Source organism: Cytophagia bacterium CHB2 (assembly GCA_030263535.1).
Taxonomy (GTDB): Bacteria; Zhuqueibacterota; Zhuqueibacteria; order Zhuqueibacterales; family Zhuqueibacteraceae; genus Coneutiohabitans.
Genome location: SZPB01000652.1, coordinates 1 through 1,829, shown reverse-complemented (window position 1 = coordinate 1,829; position 1,829 = coordinate 1). Strand labels below are relative to the sequence as shown.

The following is a 1,829-nucleotide window of genomic DNA, read 5'->3' as shown; positions in this document are numbered from 1 at the left end:
GGGGCATTGTTGCAACCGCGAATTTCATGGCTTCAACAGCCGCCCACAAGGGGCGGGGACTACAAACTCTGTTCATCCAAATGAAAAACGCTGTAAGGTAGCAGAATACTGGCCTCGTTGAAATGTCGTAATTCAAAATGGAAAATGTGCACGATCTAAAGACAACAAAATCGCCGCGAACTGAAACTTCCCAATTGCAAAAGCAGATGCCACATACGATTCACAAACAAAAAGGATTGTTCGCACGCGGGTGGTTATGCGGTCTGATATGTTTTGCTCTGGCGCCCACCGCCTTCAGCCAAATCACCAGCGGCGACACGGCCAGCTTCAATTTTGCTGTTGACGAGCTGCCGCGCACAGAGTCTGCCAGTTCACCCTCGTTGGCTTTTGATCGAAACGAGAACGTGACATTCGTTTGGCAGGCAGAGGATAAAGGGCGCAGCATGATTTTGCTGCGGCAATTCGATGCGATTGGCCGGCCAACGGCCCGCGGCATCATATCTGTAGCCGTGGCCAGCGATACGATCACAGTCGCGCAACCGCATTTCGTATTTACGCCGGGCGATTCGTTATGGGTGGTGTGGCAGGAACAATCGCTGCGCAGCGAGACTGCCGAAATCGTAGCGCGAATTTTCAACCATGATTTGAAGCCGATCTCAGAGAAATTCTTCATTCGCGAAAAGCCGCAGGGCGGCGCATTGGGGCCGCGCCTCGTGGTCGATGTGAAAGGGCGTGTCTTGGTGGCATGGTTCGAACCTGCACTGGCCTCGCTCGAGTTGCCGGTGCGGGTGATGGCGCGCTACTTCAACGGCAATGGCCTTCCGTTAAGTGAAAGTTTTCCGCTGTATCAAGGCATATCATCGCGTTTTGTGAACGAGGAGAAACTCGATCTTGCGGCTTCTTCAAACGGTTTGATTGCCGCAACCTGGAAAGTTGTGGAAGATAACCTCGATCGTGTTTATCTCTGCTTGTTTGATGATGCCGTGACCGTGCGCACGCCCGCCGCCGCGATCGCCGAACGCAATGTTTCCTTACCGAGCTTGACGTTTCTGACGGCCGAGGAAATAATCGTGCAGTGGTATGAAACGCCGGCCGGCGCGCGTTTGCTGGCGCGCCGCTTTGATCTAAATGCGCAACCGCTTGATGCGCTCATGTCCCTTGCAGAAGGCTCGGCCGGTGAGACTGCGCCCTCGCAGGCCGCGATTATCGCTATAGACAACGATCGTTTCAACGCGCAGTGGTCAGCGTTGGATACGACCGAAAAGGACTTCAATCTGGTGTACAGCCGGTTCTTCGATCGGTTCGGCACACCGGTTTCCGAGCTGCAACAACTGGGCAAGACCCCCAACGATTCCTCACGCAAGCGCATCGCGCTCGAACTCGCCGCCTCGCGTTACGGCAACATTGCTTCGGTCTTTGACGGCACAGATCGCCAACCCAATTCCGAATTTCCGCGCATCACGGGTAACATCACGCAATTCGTGCTGCCGGATTTAAGCGCAGACACACTGGAGATTGTGAATGTCGATCCGACGCGCGCGGATTCGATCATGGCGCGCTTCCTCATCCGCAATCGCGGCCGCGCGCCCGCAGCAGCCTCCTCTCTGGTCGCGCGCGTGTTCAGCCAAACGACGCAGCAATTCACCACCATCATTCCGCTAGAAACGCCGCTGCTGCTGCCCGGTGAAACGCAGGAGTATCGCGTCAACCTCGGCAAGTTCGAGCCGGGATTATTCTTGTTCAGCCTGGTTTTGGATCAAACCCTGGTGATTCCTGAACAAAATGAAGAGAACAATACCACTTCACCGATCAGATTCACCGTGCTTGAA

1 protein-coding gene is annotated in these 1,829 nt (G+C 54.9%); it reads left to right on the top strand.

The features are described 5' to 3' along the window. Positions 1 to 137: 137 nt before the first annotated feature. The coding region (locus FBQ85_29885) for a hypothetical protein (GenBank protein MDL1879342.1) at positions 138 to 1,829 on the top strand (1,692 nt) is incomplete at its 3' end.